Source organism: Pseudomonas sp. MM213, from assembly GCF_020423045.1.
GTDB lineage: Bacteria > Pseudomonadota > Gammaproteobacteria > Pseudomonadales > Pseudomonadaceae > Aquipseudomonas > Aquipseudomonas migulae.
This window is the reverse complement of record NZ_CP081943.1, coordinates 6,064,995-6,086,387: the sequence shown is the minus strand read 5'-3', so window position 1 is coordinate 6,086,387 and position 21,393 is coordinate 6,064,995. Positions and strand designations below refer to the sequence as shown.

Annotated in this window: 23 protein-coding genes; 14 read left to right on the top strand and 9 right to left on the bottom strand. The window is 60.2% G+C overall.

The genetic code is table 11. The features are described from left to right. Window positions 1–5 precede the first annotated feature (5 nt). Complete coding sequence (dinG, locus tag K5R88_RS27685) at window positions 6–2,150, bottom strand: ATP-dependent DNA helicase DinG (protein WP_226298732.1); 2,145 nt, start codon at window positions 2,148–2,150, stop codon at window positions 6–8. A 99-nt stretch (window positions 2,151–2,249) separates the two neighbouring features. On the opposite strand from dinG, the gene K5R88_RS27680 reads away from it, so the two are divergent. Beyond that, window positions 2,250–2,714 (top strand): CopD family protein, encoded by a 465-nt coding sequence (locus tag K5R88_RS27680; RefSeq protein WP_008031665.1) that lies wholly within the window; start codon window positions 2,250–2,252, stop codon window positions 2,712–2,714. Window positions 2,715–2,836: 122 nt separating this feature from the next. On the opposite strand, the gene K5R88_RS27675 is transcribed toward K5R88_RS27680, so the two are convergent. From K5R88_RS27675 to K5R88_RS27660, 4 genes are all read right to left on the bottom strand, one after another. Then, entirely contained in the window at window positions 2,837–3,595 is a 759-nt protein-coding gene (locus K5R88_RS27675; protein WP_008040834.1) for a collagen-like triple helix repeat-containing protein, read from the bottom strand. After that, entirely contained in the window at window positions 3,588–3,866 is a 279-nt protein-coding gene (locus tag K5R88_RS27670; protein WP_008031667.1) for a DUF1145 domain-containing protein, read from the bottom strand. Before K5R88_RS27670 ends, K5R88_RS27675 begins: the two co-directional genes overlap by 8 nt. A 148-nt stretch (window positions 3,867–4,014) precedes the next feature. Further along, window positions 4,015–4,734, bottom strand: coding sequence for an OmpA family protein (locus K5R88_RS27665; protein ID WP_008040833.1), 720 nt, complete (start codon window positions 4,732–4,734; stop codon window positions 4,015–4,017). Between the two features lie 89 nt (window positions 4,735–4,823). Next, on the bottom strand, window positions 4,824–5,519 hold the full coding sequence (locus K5R88_RS27660; RefSeq protein ID WP_008040832.1) for an OmpA family protein: 696 nt from the start codon (window positions 5,517–5,519) through the stop codon (window positions 4,824–4,826). 189 nt (window positions 5,520–5,708) lie between these two features. Between K5R88_RS27660 and K5R88_RS27655 the strand changes: the two genes are divergently transcribed. The 4 genes from K5R88_RS27655 to K5R88_RS27640 are packed head-to-tail and all read left to right on the top strand — an operon-like array spanning window position 5,709 to window position 7,435. Then, window positions 5,709–6,206: a DUF6231 family protein gene (locus K5R88_RS27655; protein WP_008031670.1), complete on the top strand. Its 498-nt coding sequence runs from the start codon at window positions 5,709–5,711 to the stop codon at window positions 6,204–6,206. A gap of 4 nt (window positions 6,207–6,210) precedes the next feature. After that, window positions 6,211–6,687, top strand: a complete 477-nt coding sequence (locus K5R88_RS27650; RefSeq protein ID WP_008040831.1) for a YchJ family protein — start codon at window positions 6,211–6,213, stop codon at window positions 6,685–6,687. A 47-nt stretch (window positions 6,688–6,734) separates the two neighbouring features. After that, complete coding sequence (locus tag K5R88_RS27645) at window positions 6,735–7,229, top strand: LEA type 2 family protein (protein ID WP_008040830.1); 495 nt, start codon at window positions 6,735–6,737, stop codon at window positions 7,227–7,229. Next, on the top strand, window positions 7,226–7,435 hold the full coding sequence (locus K5R88_RS27640) for an SEC-C metal-binding domain-containing protein (RefSeq protein ID WP_007906737.1): 210 nt from the start codon (window positions 7,226–7,228) through the stop codon (window positions 7,433–7,435). Before K5R88_RS27645 ends, K5R88_RS27640 begins: the two co-directional genes overlap by 4 nt. Window positions 7,436–7,621: 186 nt before the next feature. Here K5R88_RS27640 and K5R88_RS27635 read toward each other — a convergent pair whose 3' ends face one another. After that, window positions 7,622–8,179: a cysteine hydrolase family protein gene (locus tag K5R88_RS27635; protein ID WP_226298731.1), complete on the bottom strand. Its 558-nt coding sequence runs from the start codon at window positions 8,177–8,179 to the stop codon at window positions 7,622–7,624. A gap of 1,229 nt (window positions 8,180–9,408) precedes the next feature. On the opposite strand from K5R88_RS27635, the gene K5R88_RS27630 reads away from it, so the two are divergent. The 6 genes from K5R88_RS27630 (at window position 9,409) to K5R88_RS27605 (ending at window position 16,379) form a co-directional block, all read left to right on the top strand. Continuing rightward, window positions 9,409–11,859 carry a penicillin acylase family protein gene (locus tag K5R88_RS27630; RefSeq protein WP_226298730.1) on the top strand — a complete coding sequence of 817 codons (2,451 nt, stop codon included), beginning with the start codon at window positions 9,409–9,411 and terminating at the stop codon, window positions 11,857–11,859. Between the two features lie 336 nt (window positions 11,860–12,195). Beyond that, on the top strand, window positions 12,196–12,978 hold the full coding sequence (locus K5R88_RS27625) for a transporter substrate-binding domain-containing protein (RefSeq protein WP_008030070.1): 783 nt from the start codon (window positions 12,196–12,198) through the stop codon (window positions 12,976–12,978). A 56-nt stretch (window positions 12,979–13,034) separates the two neighbouring features. Continuing rightward, on the top strand, window positions 13,035–13,763 hold the full coding sequence (locus K5R88_RS27620) for an ABC transporter permease (RefSeq protein WP_008030068.1): 729 nt from the start codon (window positions 13,035–13,037) through the stop codon (window positions 13,761–13,763). Continuing rightward, a complete protein-coding gene (locus K5R88_RS27615; RefSeq protein WP_008030066.1) occupies window positions 13,760–14,470 on the top strand; it encodes an ABC transporter permease in 711 nt (236 codons plus the stop codon). Before K5R88_RS27620 ends, K5R88_RS27615 begins: the two co-directional genes overlap by 4 nt. Before the next feature lie 12 nt (window positions 14,471–14,482). After that, window positions 14,483–15,601 carry a succinylglutamate desuccinylase/aspartoacylase family protein gene (locus K5R88_RS27610; protein ID WP_226298729.1) on the top strand — a complete coding sequence of 373 codons (1,119 nt, stop codon included), beginning with the start codon at window positions 14,483–14,485 and terminating at the stop codon, window positions 15,599–15,601. 13 nt (window positions 15,602–15,614) lie between these two features. Next, a complete protein-coding gene (locus K5R88_RS27605) occupies window positions 15,615–16,379 on the top strand; it encodes an ABC transporter ATP-binding protein (RefSeq protein WP_008030062.1) in 765 nt (254 codons plus the stop codon). 131 nt (window positions 16,380–16,510) lie between these two features. On the opposite strand, the gene K5R88_RS27600 is transcribed toward K5R88_RS27605, so the two are convergent. Next, window positions 16,511–16,720: a hypothetical protein gene (locus K5R88_RS27600; RefSeq protein ID WP_084321795.1), complete on the bottom strand. Its 210-nt coding sequence runs from the start codon at window positions 16,718–16,720 to the stop codon at window positions 16,511–16,513. Between the two features lie 107 nt (window positions 16,721–16,827). Further along, window positions 16,828–17,394, bottom strand: a complete 567-nt coding sequence (dcd, locus tag K5R88_RS27595; protein WP_008030058.1) for a dCTP deaminase — start codon at window positions 17,392–17,394, stop codon at window positions 16,828–16,830. Between the two features lie 353 nt (window positions 17,395–17,747). Between dcd and K5R88_RS27590 the strand changes: the two genes are divergently transcribed. Beyond that, on the top strand, window positions 17,748–17,957 hold the full coding sequence (locus tag K5R88_RS27590) for a cold-shock protein (RefSeq protein ID WP_002554837.1): 210 nt from the start codon (window positions 17,748–17,750) through the stop codon (window positions 17,955–17,957). 211 nt (window positions 17,958–18,168) lie between these two features. Here K5R88_RS27590 and K5R88_RS27585 read toward each other — a convergent pair whose 3' ends face one another. Continuing rightward, the gene (locus K5R88_RS27585) at window positions 18,169–19,176 is read right to left on the bottom strand and encodes a DUF481 domain-containing protein (RefSeq protein WP_008039264.1); all 1,008 of its coding nucleotides are present in this window, start codon (window positions 19,174–19,176) and stop codon (window positions 18,169–18,171) included. A 258-nt stretch (window positions 19,177–19,434) separates the two neighbouring features. Between K5R88_RS27585 and K5R88_RS27580 the strand changes: the two genes are divergently transcribed. Further along, window positions 19,435–19,788 (top strand): MGMT family protein, encoded by a 354-nt coding sequence (locus K5R88_RS27580; protein ID WP_008030054.1) that lies wholly within the window; start codon window positions 19,435–19,437, stop codon window positions 19,786–19,788. 43 nt (window positions 19,789–19,831) lie between these two features. After that, complete coding sequence (locus tag K5R88_RS27575) at window positions 19,832–21,391, top strand: AmpG family muropeptide MFS transporter (RefSeq protein WP_226298728.1); 1,560 nt, start codon at window positions 19,832–19,834, stop codon at window positions 21,389–21,391. Window positions 21,392–21,393: the final 2 nt, after the last annotated feature.

The following is a 21,393-nucleotide window of genomic DNA, read 5'->3' as shown; positions in this document are numbered from 1 at the left end:
TCGTATCAGGAAATTTCTCGACGGAATGGCGGCAACGCATTGAGGATCGCTTTGCCGTAACGCTGGGTGACCAGACGCCGGTCGAGCAAGGTGATGGTGCCGCGGTCTTCTTCGGTTCGCAGCAAGCGACCGCAGGCCTGGACCAGTTTCAGCGAGGCGTCCGGTACGGAGATCTCCATGAACGGATTGCCGCCCCGCGCTTCGATCCACTCGGCCAGTGCCGCTTCGACCGGATCATCGGGCACCGAGAATGGAATCTTCGCGATCACCACGTGCTCGCAGTACGCACCGGGCAAGTCGACCCCTTCGGCGAAACTCGCCAGGCCGAACAGCACGCTGGAATCGCCGCCATCGACGCGCGCCTTGTGCTTGTTCAGGGTTTCCTGTTTCGACAGGTTGCCTTGAATGAACACTTGCTTGCGCCAGTCGCGGTCGAGACCGTCGAACACGTCCTGCATCTGTTTACGCGAGGAGAACAGCACCAGCGTGCCGCGCGAACCTTCGATCAGTTGCGGCAGGTCACGAATGATCGCCGCAGTGTGGGCCGCTGCATCACGTGGATCGGCTTTCAGGTCCGGCACCCGCAGTACGCCGGCGTCGGCGTGATGGAACGGGCTCGGGACCACGGCGGTCACGGCTTTTTTCGGCAGCCCGGCACGCATGCGGAAGCGGTCGAAGGTGCCGAGTGCGGTCAGGGTCGCCGAAGTCACCAGCGCGCCGTAAGCCACGTTCCACAGATTGCGCCGGAGCATTTCCGCCGCGAGGATCGGGCTGGCGTTGACTTCGATGTCGAACAGCGAGCCGCTTTCGGCCAGGGTCAGCCAGCGCGCCATGGGCGGGTTGTCTTCCGGGTCTTCGGCGGTGAATGCGACCCACAACTCCCAGTTGCCCGAAGAGCGCGATAACAGGCTGCCGAACAGCGGATACCACTCTTCGGCCTGGTTGCTGGCGATGCCGATGTTGACCTCGCCGTCCATGCCTTCCTTGAGCAACTCGGTGAGTCGGGTGAACAGGTCGGTGAGGCGGGCAAAACCCTTTTTCAGCTCGATGCCCATTTCACGCATGTGCTCGGGAATCACCCCGCCGACGAAACGGTGACGTGGCCGTTCGCGACCTTCGACGTCTTCGCCGGGTTTGAAATCGGCAGCCTGTTCGCAGGCGGTAAACATGAATTGCTGCTGGGTCTTGATCTCACGGGCCAGTTCCGGCACCTGCTCGATCAACTTGCCCAGGTCGCCCGGCAACGGATGCTGGGCGAGCAATTTGGTGAGGTTCTTGGCGGTGGTTTCCAGCCAGTCGGCGGTGGAGCGCAGGCGCGTGTAATGGGCGAAGTGGCCGATGGCCTTGTCCGGCAGATGGTGACCTTCGTCGAACACGTAGATGGTGTCGCGCGGATCGGGCAAAACGGCGCCGCCGCCAAGGGCCAGGTCCGCCAGGACCATGTCGTGGTTGGTGACGATCACGTCAACCTTGCCCATGCCTTCGCGGGCCTTGTAGAAGGCGCACTGGCCGAAGTTCGGGCAATGGCGGTTGGTGCACTGGCTGTGATCGGTGGTCAGGCGCGCCCAATCGGCGTCTTCCAGGGCGGTGGACCAACTGTCGCGGTCGCCGTCCCACTTATTGCCGGCGAGCTTCTCGATCATGCTGGTGAACAGCTTCTGACTGGCCTCATCGACCTCGATCTTGAAGCCTTCTTCTTCGAACAACTGCGCGGTAGCGGTTTGTGCGTGACCTTCCTGGAGCAACATGTCGAGCTTGGACAGGCACATATAGCGCCCACGACCCTTGGCCAGGGCGAAGCTGAAATTCAGCCCGCTGTTGCGCATAAGGTCGGGCAGATCCTTGTAGACGATCTGTTCTTGCAGGGCCACGGTGGCCGTGGCGATCACCAGGCGTTTACCGGCGGCTTTCGCGGTCGGGATCGCCGCCAGGCTGTAGGCCACGGTCTTGCCGGTACCGGTGCCGGCTTCCACCGCGACAATCGCGGGGTCGCCACTGCGCCGGCCTTCGTCGTCGGTGTCGATGTCACCGAGGACCTTGGCAATTTCGGCGATCATCAGGCGTTGGCCGTAGCGCGGCTTGAGGCTCTTGGCTTCGAGAAAACGCGAGTAGGCGCCCTGGATCGTGGTTTTGAGTTCAGTGCTGATCATGGATTGTCGGGCGCAAAAAACGCTGGATAAATTTTCAGTGGTTCGGTTCGGCCGCTATCATACCCCGCTAATTAATCCCGCGCAGAACGGAGTACCCCAATGACACCTTTTGGCATCGTTTACACCCTGCATGTCCTGTCCGCCCTGGTGTGGGTCGGCGGCATGTTTTTCGCCTGGATGGTCTTGCGTCCGGCCGCGATGAAGGCGCTGGAAGGCCCGGCCCGGTTGAAGCTGTGGGTAGAAGTGTTTCAAGGTTTTTTCCGCTGGGTCTGGATCGCGGTGGTGCTGTTGCCGGTCAGCGGTGTCGGCATGATTCATTTGCAGTACAGCGGTTTCGAGGCCGCGCCGCGTTATGTGCAGGTGATGATGGGGTTGTTCGTGGTGATGACCGCGCTGTTTATCCGGATTCAGGCGTTGCTGTTGCCGGAATTGCGCACGGCGGTGACGGCGCAGGATTGGCCGACGGGGGCTGCGGTACTGGGGAGGATTCGCCGGTTGGTGGGGATTAATTTGATTGTGGGGTTGGTGCTGGTGGCGATCGCCTCGGCGCGGCCGATGTTCTAAAAGCTTCGCGGGCAAGTCGGATCGCCGCACCGCTCGCTCCTACAATGGACAGCGTGATCCCTGTAGGAGCGAGGCTTGCCCGCGAAGGCAATCGTTCAGACGACGAAATTGTCCGAAACCACTTACAACCTTTGAACCGTCACCGAACCCGCCGCACCCGCAGGCCCCGGCTGGCCGTCAACGCCAGGCTTGCCGCTCTTGCCGCCATCGGCCTTGTAGACGAAGCACCCCTTGGCCTTGCCACCCGCCCCCGGCTTACCGCCAGGACCGGCCAGACCACCCGCGCCGCCAGCGACCTGAACCTTGATCTGCTCCGCCGGATAATCACGCGGCACTTCCAGCCTGACCAGCGCACCCGGCGCACCCGGCTGACCGTCGCTGCCATCGCTACCATCGGCCCCGCGACCGGCCTGGCCCCAGGTGCAGCCCGGTGCCTGACCATTGGCGCCGTCGAGGCCGACAAACCCCGGTGCACCTGCGCCGCCGCGAGCATCAACCACCAACTGCGGTGCATTCAGTGCCTTGATCTGCACATTCAGATTGCGTCCCGAGCGGGCCGCCTTGAGGTAAGTACCCGGTGCACCGCGAGCGGTAATCTGGCTGCCTTCGGACAATTGGGCGCGGCTGACCTTCAACTCCAGCGCCGTTTCGCCGGGCACGATGGCGATCCGCGCTTCACGCCCCAGGCGCAATTCGCCGACGCTGACTTCGGTCACGTTCGAGGGAATCAGCAACGTGCCGTAATCGGCCACTTCCAGGCGTTCCAGCTGCAAGGTGCTGGCGGTATTGGGCAAGCGCATCAGCGAGTTGGTTTCGACGCTGACCACCTGGGCGCAGGCGAATGGGCTGACGAGTGCGGCGAGCAGACAGAGTTTACGCATGGGAAGCCTTCGGTACGGCAGGAGCCGGAATGGTTTGCAGGTGGAAAACACCGAAAAAGACAATCTTCAAGCGATCACGCCAAGGGTGGGCGCGGCCTCTGAGACTGCGGAAACAGAACACCGCCTCAAGAAGATGAAGGAACGCCAGCAGGCCGCCGGCCAGATTGACCAACAGGTGCAGCGGATTGACAAAGGGCATCAGCAGATTGACCAACACCACCAGCCAGAACAGCAGGGTCAACAGCTTACCCAGCCCCCAAAACACCTTCATACGCCCCCCTGTTGAGAATTATTCTTTGCACGCACAGTAACGGCTTCCACGCGGGATAAGCCAGAGGGCAACGGAAAATTCTTCATGAAGGCCGCCGAATGGCCGTCGGCGCCACTGCAATCATTGGCCGACGGCTCTATCACGGGGTTCAGCGATTGATGTGCAATTCCACGCGACGGTTTTTCGCGCGGCCTTCCTCTGTTTCGTTATCGGCCACCGGCGCGCTTTCGCCCCGGCCTTCGCTGGTGAGTTTGTCCGGCGCCAGGCCCATGCCCAGCAAGTAAGCGGCCACGCTGCTGGCGCGTCGCTCCGAGAGTGCCTGGTTATAGGCGTCGTCACCCACGCTGTCGGTGTGGCCGATCACTTTGATGCTGACCACATCGGCGCTTTGCAGTTTGGGTATGAACGAGTCCAGCTGACTTTGCGCCGAGGGCGTCAGGTCGGATTTGTTGAACGCAAACAACACATCGCCCGCATCGCTCAGGGTGATGACTTCAGATTGTGCAGGTTCAGCGGGATTCACACTGGCCGGGTATTGCGGCAGCGGACAACCATGATGTTCGACCGGAGTATTGGCCGGCGTATCCGGGCAGCGATCGCGTCGATCGAAGACACCATCGCCATCTTCGTCGCCATCCTGCGCGTAGCAGATCAGGCCACCGGTCAAGATACCAAGCGCCGCTCCGCCGGCCGCCCAACCGCCACTTTCGATAGCACCCAGGCCACCACCGACCAGGCCACCGATAACGCTGCAGATCGGCCAGGTACGTTGATTGAGGGGGGCAGTGCCATCGCTGTGAGTAGCGCAACCGGTCAACAGGCTGCCAAGCAGCACAACCGGCCAGACGGTCCGTGTGAGAAGGCTCATGGTGAAAGCTCCTGTGTTACCGGCCGACGCCGGTTACACAGGAGTAAAGACCCGCATCCGTGACTGCACAAGCCACGGATGCGAGGGATCTAGCGTTGGATTTTGATTTCGGTGCGACGGTTCTGTGCACGGCCGTCGGCGGTTTTGTTATCGGCCACCGGCTGACTTTCACCGGCACCGGAAACAGACACGAAGTTGCTGCGCGGCACGCCTTCCTGGATGAGGTATTCAACCACCGAGTGAGCGCGTTTATCCGACAGTTTCTGGTTGTAGCTATCACTGCCCACGCTGTCGGTATGGCCAGTAACGGTCAACTGAGCAGTAGGGGCTTCAGCTTTCAAACGAGTGGCGATCTTATCGAGCACCTGTTTGTCAGAAGGGGTGAGTGTGGCTTTGTCGAACTGGAAGTGAACATCGCGGATGACGATGGTTTCTTCCTTGACCACAACCGCCTCTTCAACCACTGGCGCAGGGACTGGTGGTGGGCAACCGTCGGCATCGACCTTCACGCCTCTAGGCGTGCCCGGGCACTTGTCGCGGCTGTCCGGCACGCCATCGCCGTCTTCGTCGCCATCACCGTGAACCCAGCAATAGGCAGCGGCCGTACCGCCAACCAGCAGAGCGCCGTACCCTGCCCACGCCGAGCTCTCGGTCGCGCCGAGACCCGCACCGATTACACCGCCGACTGCCGCACAGGTCGGCCAGTCGGTTTTCTGCAAACCTGCGCAACCAGTCAACACACTGGTTAGCAGAACCAAGGGTAATGCTGTCCGAACTATGCTCATCTAGTTTTCTCCTGAGGGATCGGCTTAGAACCGATTCAGGTAGTAAAGACCCGAGCTTTAATCTCCGCCAGCAATAGGCCATTGCAGTTTTATCCAGTGTTCACGGCTGATCGACACTTTTAGCGCGACGGCGCTCTATATCTGGACCTTCGGGCAGGCTAGTCTTGGCGCTCTGATTGAGGAACTTCGATGATTTCAGGTATTTCTTCGCGCACGCCCCAGCAGGCGCTGGCCGCTTTGCTGGATCGTTATGCCCCCCTCCGCCTGTTGCTGATCGGCGCGAGCGAATTCCCCGCGCTGGAAGCATTCAAGCTGGCACACCCGGACACCTGCGTCGCCCACGCGGCGCCCGGACCGTTGCCGGCCGAACTGGCGGCGCGCCGTTTTGATCTGGCGCTGGTGGTCGATTGCCTCGAACACTTGCCCAAACGCGATGGCCTGAATTTGCTCGGCGGCATCCGCAACCTCAATGCCAGTCGCATTGCGGTGCTGGCGGATTTGCCGGCCAGTGGCTGGCAGGAGACAGATTTTTTCTCCCTGGCCCTGCAAGCCAGCGAACGCTTCCAGCGCGACGAGCAAGTACTGACCCTGTTCACCTACGATCTGCTTGACTACAAACAAGTCCCCGACTGGCTCAACTCACGGTTCTGGGCCAATCCGGAAAACTTCGGGAAATACTGGTGGTAACGCAATGAGTACATCCATTTGCCCTTGCGGCAGCGGCACCCTGCTGGACGCCTGCTGCGGTCACTACCATGCCGGGCATCCGGCGCCTTGTGCCGAAGCGTTGATGCGTTCGCGCTACAGCGCTTATGTGTTGGGCCTGATCGATTACCTGGTAGCGACCACCCTGCCCGCGCAGCAGTCCGGCCTTGATCGTCAGTCCATCAGCGACTGGAGCGCGCAAAGCACCTGGCTCGGCCTGGAAGTGGAAAGCTCCGAGGTGTTCGGCGGTCAACCGGAACACGCGTTCGTGACTTTTACCGCACGCTGGCACGATGGCAGCGGCGAACACAGCCACCGCGAGCGCTCGTCGTTCGTGCAGAACGCCGGCCACTGGTACTTCATCGACCCCACTGTGCCACTCAAGGCCGGACGCAACGATGCCTGCCCATGTGCCAGCGGGCAGAAATTCAAGAAGTGTTGCGCGGGGTATTTCGCCAGTTGAGGTGATTCGTGAAGGGCTAGACTGGGGATCAAGGGAGAAACACAACCATGATCAGCCGACGTCGCGTCCTGCATACGCTCACCCTGCTCCTGTTTCTCGGACTCGGCGGCTGTGCGTCCTGGTTCAGCGACGATGAACCGGAACCTGAAGTGCATCTGGTCAAGGTCGAAGTGGTCCGGGCGAAACTGATGGAGCAACGTTTCCTGTTGTTCTTTCGCGTCGACAACCCGCGCGACAGCGACCTGACGGTGCGCGGCCTCGAATACCGGATTCACCTGGGCGATATGTTGCTGACCGAAGGCGAGCACGAACACTGGTTTACGGTCGGCCCCAAGCACAGCGCGTATTTCAAAGTGCCGATCCGCACCAACCTGTGGCCCAAGGTTCGGGATCTGGTGAAACTGTTGAAAAAACCCGAGCAACCTATCCCCTATCGCCTGGAAGGTGAGCTGGAAACCGGTGTGTTCATCGCGCACTACGTGCACCTGGCGCGCAAAGGCGTGATAATCCCCGCCGATTTAATTCCGGAGCACACCCGATGACCCAGCAACCCCACGTCCATGGCCCTGACTGCAACCACGATCATGACCATCACGACCACCATGATCACGACCATGGCCATGTCCACGGCCCGAACTGCGGCCACGCTCACCAGGAGCCGGTGCGCAACGCCCTGAAGGACGTCGGCCGCAACGACCCTTGCCCGTGCGGCAACGGCAAGAAATTCAAGAAGTGCCACGGCGCTTGATGCTTCGGACGATGTTTTTCATCGCCTGTTGAATCGCTTCGCCGGCAAGCCGGTCTCGCTCCCACACTGGATTCGTGAATGACACAATCCCCTGTAGGAGCGAGGCTTGCCCGCGAAAAAGGCACCGCGATTATTCAGGCAAACCGCGTCATCTTCTTCGCGGGCAAGCCTCGCTCCTACAGTCATTCAGTCGGTCATCAGGATCAGCGCACTGCTGACGACCGTGGCGTATTCGCCGTGCAGATTGCCCAGCGACATCGCATGCACCTCTTCAGCTGAATGCGCATTGCCGAAATAATCCGCCTTGTCGAACGTGAAGCACGCATCCTCCGCCACCCACGTATCAAACCCCAGGTTACCGGCCGTTCGCGCCGTGGACTCCACCGAGTTGTGGGTCGCGACGCCCACGATGACCAACTGATCGATCCCCGCCTCGCGCAAACTAGCCTCCAGCGCCGTCGCACAAAACGCATCCGGCACCTGTTTCTGAATCAGTTGCTCGCCGGCCAATGGCTGGAACCGCTCCTGAAACTCTACGCCCGATTGCTGCGGCCAGAACACCGAATCCGGTGAACGGGACAGGTGCTGTACGTGGATCACCGGCCGCCCGGTTCGCCGCCAGAGCCCCAGCAAATCCAGAATCCGCGCCTCGGCCTGAGGATTATTTCGCCGGCCAAGCCTTGGTTCCAAAATGCCTTTTTGTTGATCGATGATGATCAGTGCTGCGTTGATCTTGAGCTCCATGCTGACTTTTCTCACGCGAGGTCATTGAGTTTCACGCACTTGAGCATCACCGCCTCCTACAGGCAAGTCCTCGATCGCAAACGGGACGATCTGATGTTCGCGGTTGCTGTCTGAACTTCACGATGCCGCAACGAATACAGCAAGGTGAATTCGGCTAAGGCTTGAGAGTGATCGATTGGGTGTATATCCGGTTCTTCGGTAACGGCGGCTATTGGTTTCGCCCTTACGGCGAGTCACTTGGAAAAGCCCCAAGTAACCAAGCGCTCTTGCCCCTTTCGTTCGGTGCCTCGCTGTGGCTCGGCATGCCCTCGCTCCGGCCCTGCTCCGTGGGCCCGCCGCCATCGGCCATCCATGGCCGGGGGCGGCTAACCCGGCATCCATGCCGGGTTGCCCACTGCGCAGAACCTCCACTCGGCCTCTCGAGGGGGCGCTCAGATCAAAAGCTGAAGGCGAGCTAACGCTCGGCCTGATGAGTGGTGAAGATCAAAAGCGTACGCCGATCCCTGTAGGAGCCGGCTTGCCGGCGAAAAACGTCTAGGCGATGCGTTCATTCAGACAGCCCGCGTTATCGTTGACGTCCATCGCCAGCAAGCTGGCTCCTACAACTTCGACCGTGTGAACCCGATCCCTGTAGGAGCCGGCTTGCTGGCGATGGCGCCCTTCCAGTCAGTAAATGCGTCGACTGACCCACCGCAATCGCCAGCAAGCCGGCTCCTACAGAGGATCGGTGTACAGGTCCGGAATGAGTGGCGCACCACGATGCGGGAGAGTGCGCACGATTGATGAGCCAGGTCGGCTTTCAGGCCGCCTCGGCGGCTGTGGCGGTAGTCGCCCCCTCGAGAGGCCGAGCGCAGGTTCTGCGTAGTGGGCAACCCGGCATGGATGCCGGGTTAGCCGCCCCCGGCCATGGATGGCCGATGGCGGCGGGCCCACGGAGCAGGACCGGAGCGAGGGCATGCCGAGCCTAGGCGAGGCACCGAACGAAAGGGGCAAGAGCGCTTTGGTTACTTTCGCGCTTTTCGAAAGTGACTCGCCGTAAGGGCGAAACCAATAGCCGCCGTCACCCCAAAAATGGATATGTACTCCAAACCAAAAAACAACAGCATCAACCCCAACCATCACGGTTTATCCGACAAATCCTGAAATAACCCCCTACCCTGCTTGCGCGGCCACCTCCTGCTCTCTAACGTAGCGCCTTTACTGACGCTACCCCCCGCAGGAGCTTTGCCATGGCCTCGCCAGCCCTCACACATTTTCTTCCCCGGTTCGGCGTTGCCGCAGCAGTGGCCGGTGTTTTGAGCCTGTCCGGTTGTCAGACCTGGAACGCCCAAGACACACTCCCGCCCACCACCGGCGTACAGCCGCTCAAAGGTCTGGCGCAAAACGTTTCGGTGCGCCGTAACGCCATGGGCGTGCCGTTGATCGAAAGCAGCAGCTTCCACGACGCGCTGTTCACCCTCGGCTATGTACACGCGAGCGACCGCATCACCCAGATGGTCACCCTGCGCCTGCTGGCCGAAGGCCGGTTGTCGGAGATGTCCGGTTCGGACCTGCTGGACGCCGACCGCTACATGCGCGCCGTCAACCTGAAGAAAAGCGCCGGCGAGTTGTACAAGGCCTCTTCGCCGCGCCTCAAACGCTTCTTCGAAGTCTATGCGCGCGGGGTCAACGCCTACCTGTTCCGCTACCGCGACAAGCTGCCGGCCGATCTCACCGCCACCGGCTACAAACCCGAATACTGGAAACCGGAAGATTCGGCGCTGATTTTCTGCCTGCTGAACTTCAGCCAATCGGCGAACCTGCCCGAGGAAATTTCCTCGCTGGTACTGGCCCAATCGGTCACCACCGACAAACTGCCGTGGCTGACACCGTCCGCCCCCGACGAAAAACTGCCGGTGGCCGAAGCCGAAAAACTTCAGGGTCTCAAGCTCAACGGGGCGATTCCAGGTCTCGCCGAAATCAGCAAAGCCACCGGCCAACTGTCCGACCTGAATCTGCTGGGCGCCACATCATCGAACAACTGGGCGATCGCCCCGCAACGCAGCCGTAGCGGCAAAAGCCTGCTGGCCAGCGACAGCCATGGGCCGCTGGGCGTGCCGTCGCTGTTCAGTTATGTGCAGATTCGTGCACCGAAATACCAGGCGTCCGGCGTGACCATCGCCGGTTTGCCGATGGTGCTGGGCGGTTTCAACGGCAAAGTCGCGTGGAGCATGACCTCGGTCATGGGCGACAACCAGGACCTGTTCCTGGAAAAAATCCAACGCCAGGGCAACGGTCTTTCCTACGAAGTCGGCGGCAAATGGCAGCCGGTTATCGTTCGCAACGAAACCTATTTCGTCAAAGGCCAGCGGCCGATTCGCGAAGCGGTGTACGAAACGCGCCACGGGCCGCTGCTCAACAGCGCCAAAGGCACGGCACTGGGCAACGGTTTGGGCCTGGCGTTGCAAACACCGAACTTCACCGATGACAAATCCCTGGACGCGTTTTTCGACCTGTCTCGCGCACAAACCGTGGAGAAAGCCTCGGACGCCAGCCGTGAAATCCGTGCGATCACGCTGAACCTGGTCTTTGCCGACGCCAGCAATATTGGCTGGCAAGTCACCGGTCGTTACCCGAACCGCCGCGAAGGCGAAGGCCTGCTGCCATCGCCGGGCTGGGAAGGTCGTTATGACTGGGACGGTTACGCCGACGCGATGCTGCACCCGTACGATCAAGACCCGGCGCAAGGCTGGCTCGGCACCGCCAACCAGCGGGTCATTCCCCATGGTTACGGCATGCAGCTGTCCAATTCGTGGTCGGCACCGGAGCGTGGCGAACGCATGGCTGAACTGGCCGGCGTGGGCAAACACGACACCCGCAGTGTGATCGCCATGCAATACGATCAGACCACCACGTTCGCCGCCAAACTGAAAAAGATGTTTGCAGCGCCGGGCATGGCCCAGCCGCTCAAGCAGGCCATTGAAGCCCTTCCGGCAGCCGATCGCGGCAAGGCGCACGAAGCGTTTACCCGCCTGATGGCGTTCGACGGCAAACTCGCCGCGACCTCCGCCGATGCAGCGATTTACGAGCTGTTCCTGCAGGAAAGCGCCAAGCAAACCTTCCTCGACGAACTGGGCCCGGAAAGCAGTCCGGCGTGGAAAGCCTTTATCGCCAACGGCAAGTTGTCCTACGCGGCGCAGGCCGATCATCTGTTGGGGCGGGAAGACAGCCCGTTCTGGGATGACGCACGCACGCCGCAGAAAGAAGACAAACCGGCGATTCTCGCCCGCAGCCTCGCGGCGGCCATCACCGCAGGCGACAGTCAGTTGGGCGGCGATCACAAAGCCTGGCAGTGGGGCAAACTGCACCGCTATGAATGGAAGAACGCCAGTGGCCAGACCGTGCGCGGTCCGCTCGCGGCCGGCGGCGATCACACCACGTTGAACACGGCGGCGTTCGCCTGGGGCCAGGACTTCAACACCACGCTGGCACCGGCCATGCGCTTCATCGTCGATTTCGGCCAGACCGAACCGCTGATGGGCCAGAACGGCACCGGCCAATCGGGTAACCCGGCGAGTCCGAACTACCTCGACAGCGTTGATCCGTGGTTGAAGGGGCAATACGTGAGTCTGCCGATGCAGCCGCAGAACTTCGACAAGGTCTACGGGACCAAGCGGTTGACGCTGACACCCGGTAAATAACGCAATCCCCCCTGTAGGAGCTGGCTTGCCGGAACGCCGCACCGCAGCGATGGACTCACATGCACCGCGTTTAACCAGGCAGTGCGCGTAATCGTTAACGACCATCGCCAGCAAGCCGGCTCCTACAAAAGCCATACTGCGTGTTCAATGACGGTGCAGCTATTTCCCGGCGCCCGTTTTCGTGCATAAATCCCGTCCAGCCATTTCTTGAATCACCTTTTAAAACGCTTGTTCGGGACTCTGGTTCGGAAATTGCTACTTTCAATAGGTCTTACGCTTTCCAGTAACAATAATTCTGCGCCACAAGCGCTCATATTGGTTCTTAGGGATTGAATAATGAAAAAAGCATTGCTGACCCTTTCTGCACTGGCGTTGTGCATGGCTGCCGGCTCCGCGCTGGCCAAGGAATACAAAGAACTGCGTTTTGGCGTTGACCCTTCCTATGCTCCGTTCGAGTCGAAAGCGGCCGACGGTAGCCTGGTGGGCTTTGATATCGATCTGGGCAATGCCATCTGTGCCGAGCTGAAGGTCAAGTGCAAATGGGTCGAAAGCGATTTCGACGGCATGATTCCGGGCCTGAAGGCCAACAAATTCGACGGTGTGATCTCTTCGATGACCGTCACCCCGGCCCGCGAAAAAGTCATCGACTTCTCCAGCGAGCTGTTCTCCGGCCCAACCGCTTATGTGTTCAAGAAAGGTTCCGGCCTGACCGAAGACGTCGCGTCCCTGAAAGGCAAGACCGTAGGCTACGAGCAAGGCACCATCCAGGAAGCCTATGCCAAGGCCGTGCTGGACAAGGCTGGCGTGAAAACCCAGGCCTATCAGAACCAGGATCAGGTGTATTCGGACCTGATGTCCGGTCGCCTCGATGCCGCGATCCAGGACATGTTGCAAGCCGAACTGGGCTTTTTGAAGTCGCCAAAGGGCGAAGGCTACGAAGTCAGCAAGCCGGTTGACAGCGAATTGCTGCCAGCCAAAACAGCTATCGGTATCTCTAAAGGTAACAAAGACCTCAAGGCACTTTTGGATAAAGGTATCAAAGCGTTACACGATGATGGCACCTACGCCACCATTCAGAAGAAACACTTTGGCGATCTGAATCTGTACAGCGGCAAATAATGCCCGGCGCCCATCTCGCGATGGGCGCTTTTTTCATCCGATCAGGTTGCTGATTTATGTTCGAAAACCTATTACAAAATCTGGGGCTCTCAGCCTTCAGCCTCAAGGGCTTCGGTCCGTTGCTGATGGAAGGCACCTGGATGACCATCAAATTATCGGCGTTATCGCTGCTGGTGGCCGTATTGCTCGGCCTGCTCGGCGCCAGTGCCAAACTGTCAAAAGTCAAACTCGTGCGCGTCCCGGCGCAGGTCTACACCACGCTGATTCGCGGCGTGCCGGACCTGGTGCTGATGCTGCTGATTTTCTACAGCCTGCAAACCTGGTTGACGTCGTTCACCGATTTCATGGAATGGGAATACATCGAGATCAACCCGTTCAGCGCCGGGGTCATTACCCTGGGCTTCATTTATGGCGCGTATTTCACCGAAACCTTTCGTGGCGCGATTCTCGCGGTGCCACGGGGCCAGGTCGAAGCGGCCACCGCCTATGGCCTCAAGCGTGGCCAGCGGTTCTGGATCGTGGTGTTCCCGCAGATGATGCGTTTCGCCCTGCCGGGTATCGGTAACAACTGGATGGTGATGCTCAAGGCCACCGCACTGGTGTCGATCATCGGCCTCGCCGACCTGGTCAAGGCTGCCCAGGACGCCGGCAAAAGCAGTTATCAACTGTTCTACTTCCTGGTGCTGGCTGCGCTGATTTACCTGCTGATCACCAGCGCCTCCAACGTCATCCTGCGCTGGCTTGAACGCCGCTACGCCGCTGGCTCCCGGGAGGCCGTACGATGATCGAACTCCTGCAGGAATACTGGAAACCCTTCCTTTACACCGACGGCTACAACATCACCGGCCTGGCCATGACCCTGTGGCTGCTCAGTGCGTCGATCTTCATCGGTTTCCTGGTGTCGATCCCGCTGTCCATCGCCCGGGTGTCGCCGCACTTCTACATTCGCTGGCCGGTGCAGTTCTACACCTACCTGTTTCGCGGGACGCCGCTGTATATCCAGCTGCTGATTTGCTACACCGGCATCTACAGCCTGGCCGCCGTGCGAGAGCAGCCGATACTCGATGCGTTCTTTCGCGACGCGATGAACTGCACCATCCTCGCCTTCGCCCTGAACACCTGCGCCTACACCACGGAGATTTTCGCCGGGGCGATTCGCAGCATGGCCCACGGTGAAGTCGAAGCGGCCAAAGCCTACGGCCTGACCGGCTGGAAGCTGTATGCCTACGTGATCATGCCGTCAGCCCTGCGTCGCTCGCTGCCTTATTACAGCAACGAAGTGATCCTGATGCTGCACTCGACCACCGTGGCGTTCACCGCGACCATCCCGGACATCCTGAAAGTCGCGCGGGACGCCAACTCGGCGACCTTCCTGACCTTCCAGTCGTTCGGCATCGCCGCGCTGATCTATCTGACCGTCACCTTTGCGCTGGTCGGCCTGTTCCGCCTCGCCGAACGCCGATGGCTGGCGTTCCTCGGGCCGACCCACTAGGACTTTTCGCACATGCGCCACCAGATACATGACTTGCTGGCCCCCCTGCCGGGGACCGCACGACAGATTCACAGTTTCCACTTCGGCCCGACGTCGGCCCAGGGCAAGATCTACATCCAGGCGTCCCTGCACGCCGATGAAATGCCCGGCATGCTGGTCGCCTGGCACCTCAAACAACGCCTGGCCGAGCTGGAAGCCGCCGGCCACCTGCGCAGCGAAATCGTGCTGGTGCCGATTGCCAACCCGGTCGGCCTCGAACAAGTGCTGATGGATGTACCGCTGGGCCGCTACGAGCTCGAAAGCGGGCAGAACTTCAATCGCTGGTTCGTCGATTTGAGCGAGGAAGTCGGCAATGAGATCGAAGGCCAGCTCGGCGACAATCCGCAGCACAACCTCGAACTGATCCGCAACAGCCTGCGCCAGGCTCTGGCGCGACAGACTGCCAGCACTCAACTGCAATCCCAGCGCCTGGTCCTGCAACGACTGGCCTGTGACGCGGACATGGTGCTGGACCTGCATTGCGATTTCGAAGCGGTCGCGCACCTCTACACCACGCCCGAGGCCTGGCCACAGGTCGAGCCGCTGGCCCGCTACATCGGCGCCGAAGCGAGTCTGCTGGCCACCGATTCCGGCGGTCAGTCGTTCGACGAATGTTTCACCCTGCTCTGGTGGCAGTTGAAAGAGCGCTTCGGCGAACACTTCGACATTCCGCTCGGCAGCTTCTCGGTCACCGTCGAATTGCGTGGCCAGGGCGACGTCAATCACCCGTTGGCCAGCCTCGACTGCCAGGCGTTGATCGATTACCTGATTTACTTCGGCGCGATTGCCGGCGAACCGGCGCCACTGCCGGAACTGCCGTATCCCGCCACGCCGCTGGCGGCCGTCGAACCGGTGGCCACGCCCGTGGGCGGTTTGCTGGTGTTCACGGCGCTGCCGGGGGAATACCTGGAGGCCGGGCAACTGATCGCCGAAATCGTCGACCCGATCAACGATCTCGTCACCCCCGTTCACTGCACTGTCGCCGGGCTGATGTACGCCCGCTCGCTACGGCGCATGGCCACTGCCGGCATGGTGATCGCCCACGTCGCGGGCACCGAAGCCTATCGCAGCGGCTACCTACTTTCGCCTTGAGGATGCATGCCCCATGTACAAACTGACCATCGAAGGCCTGCATAAAAGCTATGGCGATCATCATGTGCTCAAAGGCGTTTCACTCAAGGCCAACACCGGCGACGTCATCAGCCTGATCGGCGCCAGCGGCTCGGGCAAAAGTACCTTTCTGCGCTGCATCAACTTTCTCGAACAGCCCAACGACGGCGCCATGAGCCTGGACGGCCAGAACATCCGCATGATCAAGGATCGCCACGGCATGCACGTGGCCGACGCCGATGAACTGCAACGGATCCGCACCCGCCTGGCCATGGTGTTCCAGCACTTCAACCTGTGGAGCCACATGACCGTGCTGGAAAACATCACCATGGCTCCGCGCCGGGTGCTGGGTTGCAGCAAGCAGGAAGCCGAGGACCGCGCACGTCGTTACCTCGACAAGGTTGGCCTGGCCGCACGCGTGGCCGACCAGTACCCGGCGTTTCTTTCCGGGGGCCAGCAACAACGGGTCGCCATTGCCCGCGCATTGGCCATGGAGCCGGAAGTCATGCTGTTCGACGAACCGACCTCGGCGCTCGACCCGGAGCTGGTGGGTGAAGTGCTTCGAGTGATCCAGGGCCTCGCCGAAGAAGGCCGGACCATGATCATGGTGACCCACGAAATGAGCTTCGCCCGCAAAGTGTCGAGTCAGGTGCTGTTTCTGCACCAGGGCCTGGTCGAGGAAGAAGGCGCGCCGGAAGACGTGCTGGGCAATCCGAAGAGTGAGCGGCTGAAGCAGTTCCTCAGCGGCAACCTCAAGTAACACGCAGCCCTTGTAGGAGCGAAGCTTGCTCGCGAAGGCGGTGGGTCAGGAGAGAAAGATGTCGGCTGACCCACCGTCTTCGCGAGCAAGCTTCGCTCCTACCAATACAAGCCATTCATTCGCGTGGTTGATCACACAACCGGCGCGGGAGGCGGCTCATCCGGCAGGGTCGGCTCACCGGGTTCGGTCGGTTGTTCGTTGGGGGTATCGGGATCAGGCTGGCCGGGGATGCCCCCCGCCATGCTGATGGGCGGATGTGCCAGCAACGACCAGGCCAAAACGCCAACCTGATTGGGCTCAAGCCTTGCCAGTTCGGCACTTATACGCGGGTCGATCTTCATATAGCACTCCTGAGCGATGGCCCGATCCGCCTTGCGCAGATCGGAGCAGTACACCCCATAGAGTGTACGCTCGCCCAGGAATTCCCACGGTTTGTCAGACGGTTGACTCAGGTGCGTGGCAGCGTCACGCCGCGTTGGCCCTGATACTTGCCGCCACGGTCCTTGTAGGACACTTCGCACTCTTCGTCGGACTCAAGGAACAGCATCTGCGCCACGCCTTCGTTGGCGTAGATCTTCGCCGGCAGGTTGGTGGTGTTCGAGAATTCCAGGGTCACGTGGCCCTCCCACTCAGGCTCAAGCGGGGTGACGTTGACGATGATGCCGCAGCGGGCATAGGTGCTTTTGCCCAGGCAAATGGTCAATACGTTGCGCGGAATACGGAAGTATTCGACGGTGCTGGCCAGGGCGAAGGAGTTCGGCGGGATGATGCAGACGTCGCTGTGGATATCGACGAAGCTGCCGGCATCGAAGTTTTTCGGGTCGACGATGGCCGAATTGATGTTGGTGAACACTTTGAAGTGATTGGTGCAGCGAACGTCGTAGCCGTAACTCGACACGCCGTAGGAGATCACTCGGCTATCGTCGCTGCCGCGCACCTGGCGCTCGACGAACGGTTCGATCATGCCCTGCTCTTGCGCCATGCGGCGAATCCACTTGTCCGATTTGATGCTCATGGCGGGTGTCCTGAATAGCGAGGTGGAAAAAATCTGTCCGGCATCTTACCGGGGCGCGCCGCCGGTTCAAAGTCCGGGGCACAATTCTTGGCGATCCCCCTTAAATTCCGGACCTCGACGGCAATACAATGCACCGTCAGTCACGAAAACAGAGAAACCTTCGCAGGAAGCATTGGCACGTTCCGGAAAAAGGGTTAAGGTGGCGCCACTGTGCTGCTTGTGTCACTGAGAATCTCTACACGATATGTTGAATTTCGATCCAACCATCTACAAGAATTTTTCCTGCTCTTTGCACTCAGTCTCGGCCAGGGTTCTTCCTGAGTCGCAGTTATCTTTGTTCAAGGAGTTACACCATGTCTAATCGCCAAACTGGTACCGTTAAGTGGTTCAACGATGAAAAAGGCTTCGGCTTCATCACTCCACAATCCGGTGACGACCTGTTCGTTCACTTCAAAGCTATCCAATCCGACGGCTTCAAAAGCCTGAAAGAAGGCCAACAGGTTTCTTTCATCGCTACCCGCGGTCAGAAAGGCATGCAAGCTGAAGAAGTTCAAGTTATCTAACTTGTACTTGCTTTAGTAAAAAGCCCCGCCCTTAAAAGCGGGGCTTTTTTGTGGGCGGGTGTTTTGTAGTGATCCAAACGCTATGGACAGTACTGACGCCTTCGCGGGCAAGCCTCGCTCCTACAGGTTTTGCGTCGATCGCGATTTCCGATACCGACGCAAAACCTGTAGGAGCGAGCGGTGCGGCGATCCGACTTGCCCGCGAATGGTTTTACCAGGCCACGCCGAACCCAGCGGTGTAACGGGTCTTGTCCAGATCGGCATCGTCTGTACCGCTGATGATGTCTCGCTCGGCCTTCAGGTTAAGCGACGCCCACTCGGTCACTTTGTAGCGCAAGCCCATTTCGGCATCGAGCGCATAATCCGCCACACCCGACAACGGCTTGCCCACTTCGCCATTGGTGAAGAACTCCACCTTCTTGCCGATCAGGTAGCGGTTGTAATCCCACTTCATCGCCAGGGAATAGAAGTTGTCCTTGCTGCCGTCGGAGAACTGGTAGTCCGTGTGATTGAACAGCGAGCCGAGCGAGAATGCGCCTAGCTCGTCATCCCAAAACTGGTAACCCGGACCGGTACCGACGGTGCGCTGACGGGAGAGCTCTTCAACCTTGTCGCGCTTATAAACCGCACGGCCCTGCCAGAACCACTTCTCGGTCAGGAAGCGGTCGAGCGAGTACTCGCCCCGCCAGTTGTCGGTGGTGACCACGTCATCCTGGAATTCACGGTTGTACTCGCCTTCGGCGATATGCCGCCATCTGCCATGGCGCGCAGTGGTCTTGAAGTCGACATCGTAGTCGTCGGTATCCTTTTCCGCCCGCTGGTAATCCAGCGCCGCATCGATATTGCCTTTCCAGACCAGATCTTCGACCACCGGCTTGGGCTTGAGAATCTGCTGGATACTCGCCAGCTCGACGGTCTTCGGTGCCTCGCCGTTTTCCAGCGTCACCTTGCCGTCGTCCGCCGCGTGCAGCGACTTGGCCTTCTCGCCACTGTAGGCATCCTGCTTGACCAGCAACTCCTGATCGCTCTCCAGGGTTTTGACCTGCTTCCAGTCGATCGGAACCGAACCGGCGTATTCGGTCTGGATCACCAGCTTGCCGCCGTCGAACAGAGTGATCTTGCCACTCAGCTTGTCACCGTTCTTTAACCACACGGTATCGGCGAGCAAGGGCGTGGAAGCACTCAGGACAGCGAGGCACAACAGGGTTCTGGACACCATAAGCAAAGACAGGCTCAAGTTTGCGAAAAAAGTCGGCATTATCCATAGGAATAAGGCCCTAACAAGGACTGACCCGCCCATCTCTATGGAGTTCATTTCTCAATTACTGATCGAGGATTAACCCTACAGACGGTCAGCCACTGTAGGTGCGAGCCTGCTCGCGATAAACTCAAGATCGACACGTTTTCCCAGACAGCTCGCGTTATCGTTAACGACCATCGCCGGCAAGCCGGCCTCGCTCCTACAGGGATCCCGGATGTGACCGACGCCGATGCAGAAACCGAAAGCCCTGCGCAAATCCGACGCACGGCGCTGTACCTCACTCTGGCGCAGGTGCCCGAGGGCAAAGTCGTGAGTTATGGTCAACTTGCCGAACTCGCAGGACTGGGTCGCGCCGCGCGCTGGGTCGGTCGTACGCTCAGCCAGTTGCCCGGCGACACCAAACTGCCCTGGCACCGGGTGCTCGGTGCCGGCGGTCGGATCAGCCTGCCCGTGGGCAGTCCTTCAGGGGACGAGCAACGCGCACGATTGCGCTCCGAAGGCGTCAGTGTCCTGAACAATCGTGTTGATATTCAGCGCCATGGCTGGCGCCCGGTAGAGCACAGCGGTTAGAGTGCGCGCTTTGTTTCCGTAATCTTGAGGCAGACTTCAGCCCATGCCCCGTAAAACCTGGCGCGCCGCGCTCGCCGCCTATGCCAGCCCATCGACACTTGTGCTGTTGTTGCTTGGTTTCGCCGCCGGCCTGCCCTACATGCTGGTGTTTTCGACACTGTCAGTCTGGTTGCGTGAAGCCGGTGTGGCTCGCGAAACCATTGGCTATGCAAGCCTGATCGGTCTGGCCTACGCCTTTAAATGGGTCTGGTCACCGTTGCTGGACCAATGGCGCCTGCCATTACTCGGCAAGCTCGGTCGCCGTCGATCGTGGCTGGTACTTTCCCAGGCACTGGTAATCCTCGGCTTGATCGGGATGGGTTTCTGCGACCCGCAAAAACACCTGTCCTGGCTGATCGCCATCGCCGTAGTCGTGGCCTTCGCCTCGGCGACGCAAGACATCGCGGTCGACGCCTATCGCCTGGAAATCGCCGAAGACAGCCGCCAGGCTGCCCTGGCCGCCAGCTACATGTCCGGCTATCGGATCGCGGCACTGCTGGCCACTGCCGGCGCCCTGTTCTTTGCCGAAGGTTTTGGCTCCACCGGTTTCAACTACAAGCATTCGGCATGGGCCGGCACTTACCTGCTGTTCGGCGCCCTGATGGTTCCGGCGCTGCTGACCTCTTTCTTCATGCGCGAACCGCCGGTGCCATTGCGCACGCAACTGCAGGCCGGGCGCTACAGCTTCGTGCATCAACTGGCCTCGGTGTTCGTACTGATCGTGCTGCTGGTTTCCGTGCCGGCCATGTTCACCCAGCTCTACAACACCGACTTCGCCAGCGTGCTGTTTGACGGCGTCAGCCTGCTCGACCTGCTGCTCCAGGACCGCGCATTCCTGCGGGCGATCCTCTACACCTCGCTCACCGCGATGTGCCTGTCGGCCATAGGCCGTCGTGGCCTGGCGCCGGTGCTGACACCGGTCAACGACTTCATTCTGCGTTACCGCTGGCAAGCGCTGCTGCTGCTCGGACTGATCGCCACGTATCGGATGTCGGATACGGTGATGGGCGTGATGGCCAACGTGTTCTATATCGACCAGGGCTTCACCAAGGATCAGATTGCCAGCGTCAGCAAAATCTTCGGCCTGATCATGACGCTGGTCGGCGCCGGCATGGGCGGCCTGCTGATCGTGCGATTCGGCATCCTGCCGATCCTGTTCATCGGCGGCGTGGCGTCAGCGGGCACCAATTTGCTGTTCCTGATGCTCGCCGACATGGGCGCCAATCTGAACATGCTGATCCTGACCATATCCCTGGACAACTTCAGCTCGGGCCTGGCGACCTCCGCGTTCGTCGCCTACCTGTCGAGCCTGACCAACCTCAAGTTCTCCGCCACCCAATACGCCCTGCTCAGCTCGATCATGCTCCTGCTGCCGCGCCTGATCGGTGGCTATTCCGGGGTCATGGTGGAAAAATTCGGCTACCATGATTTCTTCCTGATCACCGCGCTGCTGGGTGTTCCGACGCTGGTGTTGATCGCCTTGCACTGGTTCCAGGAGAGCCGCCGCGAAGGCCCAACCCCAAAGCCTGAGCCGGTTCCAGCCCAGGTCGCGGAAGAATCGTAGGA

What these genes read in the sequence shown, in the direction of transcription:
- dinG (WP_226298732.1), bottom strand. Translation starts at nt 2,150, where the DNA reads ATGATCAGCACTGAACTCAAAACCACGATCCAGGGCGCCTACTCGCGT.
- K5R88_RS27680 (WP_008031665.1), top strand. Translation starts at nt 2,250, where the DNA reads ATGACACCTTTTGGCATCGTTTACACCCTGCATGTCCTGTCCGCCCTG.
- K5R88_RS27675 (WP_008040834.1), bottom strand. Translation starts at nt 3,595, where the DNA reads ATGCGTAAACTCTGTCTGCTCGCCGCACTCGTCAGCCCATTCGCCTGC.
- K5R88_RS27670 (WP_008031667.1), bottom strand. Translation starts at nt 3,866, where the DNA reads ATGAAGGTGTTTTGGGGGCTGGGTAAGCTGTTGACCCTGCTGTTCTGG.
- K5R88_RS27665 (WP_008040833.1), bottom strand. Translation starts at nt 4,734, where the DNA reads ATGAGCCTTCTCACACGGACCGTCTGGCCGGTTGTGCTGCTTGGCAGC.
- K5R88_RS27660 (WP_008040832.1), bottom strand. Translation starts at nt 5,519, where the DNA reads ATGAGCATAGTTCGGACAGCATTACCCTTGGTTCTGCTAACCAGTGTG.
- K5R88_RS27655 (WP_008031670.1), top strand. Translation starts at nt 5,709, where the DNA reads ATGATTTCAGGTATTTCTTCGCGCACGCCCCAGCAGGCGCTGGCCGCT.
- K5R88_RS27650 (WP_008040831.1), top strand. Translation starts at nt 6,211, where the DNA reads ATGAGTACATCCATTTGCCCTTGCGGCAGCGGCACCCTGCTGGACGCC.
- K5R88_RS27645 (WP_008040830.1), top strand. Translation starts at nt 6,735, where the DNA reads ATGATCAGCCGACGTCGCGTCCTGCATACGCTCACCCTGCTCCTGTTT.
- K5R88_RS27640 (WP_007906737.1), top strand. Translation starts at nt 7,226, where the DNA reads ATGACCCAGCAACCCCACGTCCATGGCCCTGACTGCAACCACGATCAT.
- K5R88_RS27635 (WP_226298731.1), bottom strand. Translation starts at nt 8,179, where the DNA reads ATGGAGCTCAAGATCAACGCAGCACTGATCATCATCGATCAACAAAAA.
- K5R88_RS27630 (WP_226298730.1), top strand. Translation starts at nt 9,409, where the DNA reads ATGGCCTCGCCAGCCCTCACACATTTTCTTCCCCGGTTCGGCGTTGCC.
- K5R88_RS27625 (WP_008030070.1), top strand. Translation starts at nt 12,196, where the DNA reads ATGAAAAAAGCATTGCTGACCCTTTCTGCACTGGCGTTGTGCATGGCT.
- K5R88_RS27620 (WP_008030068.1), top strand. Translation starts at nt 13,035, where the DNA reads ATGTTCGAAAACCTATTACAAAATCTGGGGCTCTCAGCCTTCAGCCTC.
- K5R88_RS27615 (WP_008030066.1), top strand. Translation starts at nt 13,760, where the DNA reads ATGATCGAACTCCTGCAGGAATACTGGAAACCCTTCCTTTACACCGAC.
- K5R88_RS27610 (WP_226298729.1), top strand. Translation starts at nt 14,483, where the DNA reads ATGCGCCACCAGATACATGACTTGCTGGCCCCCCTGCCGGGGACCGCA.
- K5R88_RS27605 (WP_008030062.1), top strand. Translation starts at nt 15,615, where the DNA reads ATGTACAAACTGACCATCGAAGGCCTGCATAAAAGCTATGGCGATCAT.
- K5R88_RS27600 (WP_084321795.1), bottom strand. Translation starts at nt 16,720, where the DNA reads ATGAAGATCGACCCGCGTATAAGTGCCGAACTGGCAAGGCTTGAGCCC.
- dcd (WP_008030058.1), bottom strand. Translation starts at nt 17,394, where the DNA reads ATGAGCATCAAATCGGACAAGTGGATTCGCCGCATGGCGCAAGAGCAG.
- K5R88_RS27590 (WP_002554837.1), top strand. Translation starts at nt 17,748, where the DNA reads ATGTCTAATCGCCAAACTGGTACCGTTAAGTGGTTCAACGATGAAAAA.
- K5R88_RS27585 (WP_008039264.1), bottom strand. Translation starts at nt 19,176, where the DNA reads ATGGTGTCCAGAACCCTGTTGTGCCTCGCTGTCCTGAGTGCTTCCACG.
- K5R88_RS27575 (WP_226298728.1), top strand. Translation starts at nt 19,832, where the DNA reads ATGCCCCGTAAAACCTGGCGCGCCGCGCTCGCCGCCTATGCCAGCCCA.